Source organism: Streptomyces inhibens (assembly GCF_003389455.1).
In the GTDB taxonomy this organism is placed as follows: domain Bacteria; phylum Actinomycetota; class Actinomycetes; order Streptomycetales; family Streptomycetaceae; genus Streptomyces; species Streptomyces inhibens.
Genome location: NZ_QUAC01000139.1, coordinates 1 through 6,883, shown reverse-complemented (window position 1 = coordinate 6,883; position 6,883 = coordinate 1). Strand labels below are relative to the sequence as shown.

Below are 6,883 nucleotides of genomic sequence, written 5' to 3'. Positions count from 1 at the left end.
GCCGGCGGCCCGGGCGCTGCGCGCGCGACGGCTCGCCGCCCGCGCCACCGGCGGATCCTGACGGCCTCTCAGATCGCCAGGACCGTCTTCCCCTGTGCCCGGCCGGTGCGGCTGGCCGCCAGGGCCTCCGGGGCCTGTTCCAGGGACACCTCGCGGCCCACCAGGACCGTCAGACGGCCCGCGTCGATGTGGCCCGCGAGGATCTCCAGAAGCTGCGGGGAGGGGCGGTTGACGAAGTTGAAGCCGCGCAGGTTGTGTTCGGTCAGGTCATCCGCGTCGGCCGAGCCGATGAGCGAGACGGCCGTGCCCCCGTCGCGTACGGTCCGGGTCAGCTCGCCGAACTCTTCGGGGCCGCCGGTCATGTCGATCAGCACATCCACACCGTCCGGATGGGCCGCGAGGACCTGGTCGGCGACCGGGCCCGCGGTGTGGTCGACGGTCTCCGCGGCGCCCAGGGTGCGCATCAGCTCCGCGTTGGACGCGCGCGCGGTGGCGATCACCTCGGCGCCGCGGCCGGCCGCCAGCTGCGTGGCGAAGGTGCCGACGCCGCCGGTCGCGCCGACGATCAGCACCCGCTTGCCCTCGCTGATCCGGGTCTCCTCGACCAGGTTGTACGCGGTCATGCCGGCCGTCGGCAGCGCCGCGGAGGTGGCGTAGGTGACGCTGCGGGCGGCGTGCGCGATCCGGCTCTCCTCGGCGACGGCAAGTTCGCAGTACGAACCGCCGCCCTGCTCCGGCCGCTGGAACTGGCCGAACACCGCGTCGCCGACGGTGAACCGCCGTACGCCGGTCCCGATCGCGAGCACCTCACCCGCCCCGTCCGTCCCCAGGACGAGCGGGAAGGCGGCCGGCACGGCATCCCCGAACATGCCATCGGCGATCTTCCAGTCGACGGGGTTGAGTCCGGCGGCGGACAGCCGCACCAGGACCTCACCGGGCCCTGGCTCGGGCTGTGGCAGATCCATGAGCTGCGGCTGTTCACCAAATGCGCTGACTGCTACGGCTCTCATCGTGGCGTTCCCTTCCACCCTTCCGACCGGTGGCCGAAGTGGATCGTAAGCACGCCGATGGGGCCGGAGGCGGCAGGAGCGGAGGCGGTGCGGCGGAAGCAACTCTTACGGCCCCCGTACCGGGCCGCCTCCAGCACCCGTTCGCCGGTGTCGCCCGTCGGCCGCGTCCGGTGCGGCAGCACGCCCGCACCGCCTGCGGAGCGGGTGTCGGCGACGGCCGGGCCGCCCGTACGGCCGGACAGCGACCGGCAGCGGGCCGCGTTCCGTTTCTCCCGCCGCAGGGCGCCGCTCGGCTCCACCGTGGTGAATTCCCAGGTCCGAGGGGCCGCGGCGGACGACGTTCACCTCGATGACAGGCGCGCCTCGGGTACATATGGCCCATGCGCGTTCTGGTGGTGGAGAACGAGGAATTCCTCGCGGACATGATCGGCGCGGGTCTGCGCCGCGAGGCGATCGCGGCGGATATCGCCCATGACGGCCGCGAGGCGCTGGCCAGGCTGCGGCTCGGCGCGTACGACGTGCTCGTCCTGGACCGCGATCTGCCCGGCCCGCAGGGCGACGAGATCTGCCGCCATATCGTCGAACAGGGGCTGCCGACCCGGGTGTTGGTGCTCACCGCGGCCGGCACGGTCCACGACCGGGCGGCGGGCTCCGGCCTGGGCGCAGACGACCATCTGACCAAGCCGTTCGCGTACGAGGAGCTGGTCGCCCGGGTCCTGGCGCTGGGCCGGCGGGCCCGCCCCGCCCTGCCGCCGGTCATCGAGCGGGCCGGTGTCACCGTCGACACCGCGCGCCGGCTGGCCGTACGCGACGGCCGGCCGCTGGCCCTGTCGCGGCAGGAGTTCGGGGTGCTGGAGGTGCTGCTGCGCGCCCAGGGCGCGGTGGTCAGCGGCGACGATCTGATCGAGGAGGTGTGGGAGGAGCACACCAGCTACCGCACCAATGCCGTCCGCGTCACGCTCAGCACGCTGCGCGCCAAGCTCGGCGATCCGCCGGTAATCGAGAGTGTGCCGGGCGCCGGGTACCGGGTGAGCGACGAGCCGGGGTCGGGCGCGGTCTGACGGTCCGTGGAGCGGCCCCACCCGATTGCCCGCTTGGCGGGACCCGTCACGGGCAGCGGGATTCAATGGCCAAATGATCCGGTTCGAGTCCGTCACCAAGCGCTACCCCGACGGGACCACCGCCGTCGACGATCTCTCCTTCGAGGTCGGCGAGGGTGAACTGGTGACCCTGGTCGGACCGTCCGGCTGCGGCAAGACCACGACCATGATGATGGTCAACCGGCTGATCGATCCCACACAGGGGAAGATCTTCGTCGAGGGCTCGGACATCGCCGGCGTCGACCCGGTCAAGCTGCGCCGCCGGATCGGTTACGTCATCCAGCAGACCGGCCTCTTCCCGCACCGCACCGTCCTCGACAACACCGCGACCGTGCCCGTTCTGACCGGCTGGAAGAAGGCCAAGGCGCGCGAGCGGGCTGCCGAACTCCTGGAACTGGTCGGCCTGGACCCGGCCGTCCACGGCTCGCGCTACCCCGAGCAGCTCTCCGGCGGTCAGCGCCAGCGGGTGGGGGTGGCCCGTGCGCTCGCCGCCGACCCTCCCGTGCTGTTGATGGACGAGCCGTTCGGCGCGGTCGACCCGGTGGTCCGCGACCGGCTCCAGACGGAGTTTCTGCGGCTGCAGGCCGCCATGCACAAGACGGTGCTGCTGGTCACCCATGACATCGAGGAGGCCATCCGGCTCGGCGACCGGATCGCGGTCTACGGGGCGGGCCGGATCGAGCAGTACGACACCCCCGCGAGCGTCCTCGGCGCCCCCGCCACCCCGTACGTCGCCGAATTCGTCGGCACCGACCGTGCGTTGAAACAGCTGTCGGTCACCGGCATCGACCGCGGCGACCTCGAACGCCCCCCGTTCGCCCGCCTCGGCGAACCGGCCGCGGAGGCGGCCAGCCGACTGCGGGCCGATGGTGCCCGCTGGGCCGTGGTGCTCGACGAGGAGGGCGAACTGCACGGCTGGGTGGGCATGGAGGAGTTGGCCGGCGCGCACGGCACGGTCGCCGGGCACGCGCGCCGTATGGAGGCCTGGGTACCGGTGAGCGGCACCCTCAAGGCGGCCTTCAGCGAGATGCTCAAACACGACGCCGGCTGGATCGCGGTCCTCGACGGCCGGCGCTTCCTGGGCGTACTCACCCCCACCAGGCTCCATGAGGCGCTGCGCCGCACCATCGACGCGGACGAGCGGGGCGTGCCGCGGGAACGGGCCGAGGTGGACTCGGTTCCTACCGGGTGAGTGCGCGCGGGTGTTTCACGTGAAACACCCGCGCGCTTGCTTCAGCTCCTGGGCAACAGCCCCTTCGAGGTGAGGTAGTGGCGCGCCACATCCGCCGGCAGCCGCCGCCAGCTGTCCACCTGCTCATTGAGGTTCGCCAGATCGGCGGTGGTCAGGACCGTGTTGAGGCGGTTGAGCGCGGCGGCCGGCCGTTCGCCGCCCGCACGGGCACGGTTGACGACGGGGAGGACGTAGTCGGCGTTCTGCAGCTTCTTGTCGTCGGCGAGCAGCACCAGACCGAACCGGTCGAGGGTGGCATCGGTGCTGGTGGTCAGCACCATCTGGTCCTGCCCGTTCTGCACGGCCTGCTTGGCGGGCGTGGTGCCGACGCCCTTCGGGTCGATGGCGGTGAGGTTGATCCCGTACGTCTTCTTCAGCCCCGGCGCGCAGAACGGCCGCTGGACACACTCATCGCCCGCCGCGAGACGCACCGGCAGTCTGGCACGGCCCAGGTCACTGAGGGTCTTGAGGTGGTGCTTACGGGCGTAGGCGGCGCTGACCGCGAAGGCGTTCTGGTCGACGGCCCGGCCGGCCCGGAGCACGGTCAGGCCGCGGGCGCCGGCCAGCCGGCGCAGCGCGCGCAGCGTCGCGTCGAGGTCGGGCGAGGCGACCGGGGGCGCCTTGGAGCCCTTGTTCTTGGCGTTGAGCCAGTCCGCGAAGGTGGCGGCGTACTCGGGGACGACATCGATCCGCCCGGCTTCCAGGGCGGGTTCGTACAGCTCACGGTTGCCGACCGTGAGGACATGGGTCCGGTAGCCGGCGTGCCGGAGCAGCGCCGCGTACATCTGGGCGAGCAGCTCGCTCTCGGTGAAGCCGGCCGAGCCGATGGCCAGATCGTGGCTGTCCCCGGGGGAGGCGGTGATCGCGGCACGGGTCTCCAGGGAGGGGCCGCTGGTGCAGGCCGTGAGACCCAGCAGCGTGAGGACCGCGACGGCCGTGGCGCCGGCTCTCACCCGGCCCGCCCCCGCGCCCACCCCGGCGCACACCGCTGCGCCAGTTCGAAGGCGGCCTCCATCAGCAGCGCGAACACCGCGACCAGCACCGCGCCGGCGACCACCTGCGGGGTGCTGGCCAGGTTGAACCCCGCGGTGATGATCCGGCCGAGCCCGCCGCCGCCGACCAGCGCGGCGAGCGTGGCGGTGGCTACGAGCTGGACCGCGGCGATCCGGATGCCGGTCAGCACGAGCGGAAAGGCGAGCGGTACCTCGACCCGCCACACCAGCTGCATCCCGGTCATCCCCATCCCCCGCGCCGCCCGCACCACGTCCTGGTCCACCTCGCGCATCCCCACGTACGCATTGGTCAGCAGCGGCGGGATGGCGAACAGCACCAGCGCGATGATGGTCGGCCACTGCCCGTACCGGCCGATGGGCGTGAGCAGAAGCAGCACGAGTACGGCGAAGGTCGGCACCGCGCGGCCCACGTTGGCGAGATTGACGGCCAGCGCGCCGCCGCGCCCGAGGTGTCCGAGGGTCAGCGCGATCGGCAGCGCGATCAGGGCGCTGATGACCAGGCAGGCGAAGGTCAGCACAACGTGCTGTTCAAGACGGTGCCAGACACCGTTCTCGCCCGCCCAGTTGGCGCCGGTGGTCAGCCATGTCCAGACCGCGGAGAGGGTGTTCATGTCCGCCGCCCGGGGGCCGCGACCAGCCGTTTCACCCCCGCGACCGCCCGGCCGCGCGGCCGGGCCTGCCGGCTCGCCCGCCGCCACGGGGTGAGCAGCCGTTCCGCGCCGAGCAACAGCAGATCGAGGACGACCGCGATGATCACGCACAGCACGGAGGCGGTGAGCACCTGCGCCTTGAAGAACGCATTCATACCGGCGTAGATGAGGTTGCCCAGCCCGCCGTACCCGACGATCGCGCCGACGGTGGTGAGCGCGACCGCCGAGACCGTGGCGATCCGCAGCCCGGCCATCGCGGCCGGTACGGCCAGCGGCAGCTCGACGGTCAGCAGTTGGCGCAGCGGCCCATAGCCCATGCCACGGGCGGCCTCCTTGGCCTCGGCGGGAACACCGTCCAGCCCCGCCAGAAGGTTCCGTACGAGCAGGGTGAGGGAGTAGAGGGCGAGGCCGACCACGACGAGGGTGGCGGACAGCCCGTAGAACGGCAGCAGCAGCGAGAACATCGCCAGTGACGGGATCGTGTAGATGACGGTGGTGATGCCGAGCACCGGCCCCACCGTCCAGCGTCTGCGCCGGGCCAGCAGCGCCAGCGGGACCGCGATCAGCAGCCCGAGCGCCACCGAGATCACCGTCAGCTGGATGTGCTGGGCGACCGCGTCCAGCAGGATCTGCCGGCGGGTGCTCAGGTAGTCGCCGCAGATCCAGTCGTTACGGGCCAGGCAGTCGTCCGGCGGCGGTGCGGTCACGGTACGAGTCCACCCCGGCGGGGGCGGGGTGTCGCGGCGGACGCGTCCGATCGGGGTGGACCGCGGACGGCCTCCGCCGGCGGCAGCTCCTCGCGCACTCCACGCGCACTTCTCGCGCAGTCCACGCCTGCGCACTCCACGTGCTCCGCGTACACACCCCACGTATACACGCAGTGTGTACTGCCTGTGTATAGTCCCTTGAGTCCGTTCGACCACTTCGCCCGAGGGTCGGCGCGGCGGGGCACGCCCCCGTACGCGTCGGCTTTGCCATGCCCGAAAGCGCAGCTCAAGGGCTCGTTGTCGACCGCCTACGTCCGAGGAGAGACCCGCATGCCGAAGCAGATTCCCGCGGCCCGCCGCACGTCCATAGCCGGGCTGCTGGCGGCCACCTCCCTGGTCCTGGCCCTCAGCGGTTGCGCCAGCTTCGACGTCACGGCACCGGCCGACGCCCGCGCCGACGCCTCGGCGGCGGAGGTGCAGACGAAGGACGCCAAGAACGCGAAGGGTTCGAAGGACGGCGACGCGCAGGTCGACTGCCGCAAGGCCAAGTGCGTCGCGCTCACCTTCGACGCGGGCCCCAGCGAGAACACCAACCGGCTGCTGGACATCCTCAAGGAGGAGAAGGTGCACGCGACCTTCTTCATGCTCGGCAAGAACCACATCGAAAAGCGCCCCGCCGAGGTGCGGCGGATCGACGCCGAGGGGCATGAGCTGGCCAACCACACCTGGTCGCACCAGATCCTGACCGAGATCAAGCCCGAAGAGGCCAAGCGGGAGCTGTCCCGCGTGCAGGAAGCGGTCCGCAAGATCACCGGCAAGACGCCCACGCTGATGCGCCCGCCGCAGGGCCGGACCGACGGAGAGGTCTCCGAGATCAGCAAGGATCTCGGCCTGGCACAGGTCCTGTGGAGCGTGACCGCCAAGGACTACGAGACCAATGACTCGGCCCTGATCACCAAGCGGGTGCTCGAACAGACCCAGCGGGACGGCATCATCCTGCTGCACGACATCTACAAGGGGACCGTGCCGGCCGTCCCGGGCATCCTCAAGGAGCTGAAGAAGCGCGGCTATACGGTCGTCACGGTGTCCCAGCTGCTCTCCCCGGCGAAGCCGGAGCCGGGGATGGCCTACCGGCCCGAAAAGCCGTGAGCCCGGCCCGCGGGGTGCGGGCC

The 6,883-nt window shown here is 71.7% G+C and carries 8 protein-coding genes; 3 read left to right on the top strand and 5 right to left on the bottom strand.

Annotation, left to right across the window (positions count from 1 at the left end; genetic code table 11):
• Positions 1–68 precede the first annotated feature (68 nt).
• Both DY245_RS17970 and DY245_RS17965 read right to left on the bottom strand, forming a co-directional pair.
• A complete protein-coding gene (locus DY245_RS17970) occupies positions 69–1,010 on the bottom strand; it encodes an NADP-dependent oxidoreductase (protein ID WP_181923739.1) in 942 nt (313 codons plus the stop codon).
• Positions 1,007–1,309 carry a hypothetical protein gene (locus tag DY245_RS17965; protein ID WP_128508280.1) on the bottom strand — a complete coding sequence of 101 codons (303 nt, stop codon included), beginning with the start codon at positions 1,307–1,309 and terminating at the stop codon, positions 1,007–1,009. Before DY245_RS17965 ends, DY245_RS17970 begins: the two co-directional genes overlap by 4 nt.
• An 81-nt stretch (positions 1,310–1,390) precedes the next feature.
• Between DY245_RS17965 and DY245_RS17960 the strand changes: the two genes are divergently transcribed.
• Together DY245_RS17960 and DY245_RS17955 are read left to right on the top strand one after the other, a co-directional pair.
• Positions 1,391–2,071, top strand: a complete 681-nt coding sequence (locus DY245_RS17960) for a response regulator transcription factor (protein ID WP_128508279.1) — start codon at positions 1,391–1,393, stop codon at positions 2,069–2,071.
• Positions 2,072–2,144: 73 nt separating this feature from the next.
• On the top strand, positions 2,145–3,302 hold the full coding sequence (locus DY245_RS17955) for an ABC transporter ATP-binding protein (RefSeq protein WP_128508278.1): 1,158 nt from the start codon (positions 2,145–2,147) through the stop codon (positions 3,300–3,302).
• 41 nt (positions 3,303–3,343) lie between these two features.
• Here DY245_RS17955 and DY245_RS17950 read toward each other — a convergent pair whose 3' ends face one another.
• Genes DY245_RS17950 through DY245_RS17940 form a run of 3 tightly spaced genes read right to left on the bottom strand, consistent with a single transcriptional unit; the run spans position 3,344 to position 5,711 of the window.
• A complete protein-coding gene (locus DY245_RS17950) occupies positions 3,344–4,294 on the bottom strand; it encodes an ABC transporter substrate-binding protein (protein ID WP_244943106.1) in 951 nt (316 codons plus the stop codon).
• Positions 4,291–4,965, bottom strand: coding sequence for an ABC transporter permease (locus DY245_RS17945; RefSeq protein ID WP_128508276.1), 675 nt, complete (start codon positions 4,963–4,965; stop codon positions 4,291–4,293). The genes DY245_RS17950 and DY245_RS17945 overlap by 4 nt, the downstream gene beginning before the upstream one ends.
• Entirely contained in the window at positions 4,962–5,711 is a 750-nt protein-coding gene (locus tag DY245_RS17940) for an ABC transporter permease (protein ID WP_128508275.1), read from the bottom strand. Before DY245_RS17940 ends, DY245_RS17945 begins: the two co-directional genes overlap by 4 nt.
• Positions 5,712–6,041: 330 nt before the next feature.
• Between DY245_RS17940 and DY245_RS17935 the strand changes: the two genes are divergently transcribed.
• The gene (locus tag DY245_RS17935; protein ID WP_128508274.1) at positions 6,042–6,860 is read left to right on the top strand and encodes a polysaccharide deacetylase family protein; all 819 of its coding nucleotides are present in this window, start codon (positions 6,042–6,044) and stop codon (positions 6,858–6,860) included.
• The last annotated feature ends 23 nt before the right edge of the window (positions 6,861–6,883 follow it).

What these genes read in the sequence shown, in the direction of transcription:
- DY245_RS17945 (WP_128508276.1), bottom strand. Translation starts at nt 4,965, where the DNA reads ATGAACACCCTCTCCGCGGTCTGGACATGGCTGACCACCGGCGCCAAC.
- DY245_RS17955 (WP_128508278.1), top strand. Translation starts at nt 2,145, where the DNA reads ATGATCCGGTTCGAGTCCGTCACCAAGCGCTACCCCGACGGGACCACC.
- DY245_RS17970 (WP_181923739.1), bottom strand. Translation starts at nt 1,010, where the DNA reads ATGAGAGCCGTAGCAGTCAGCGCATTTGGTGAACAGCCGCAGCTCATG.
- DY245_RS17935 (WP_128508274.1), top strand. Translation starts at nt 6,042, where the DNA reads ATGCCGAAGCAGATTCCCGCGGCCCGCCGCACGTCCATAGCCGGGCTG.
- DY245_RS17960 (WP_128508279.1), top strand. Translation starts at nt 1,391, where the DNA reads ATGCGCGTTCTGGTGGTGGAGAACGAGGAATTCCTCGCGGACATGATC.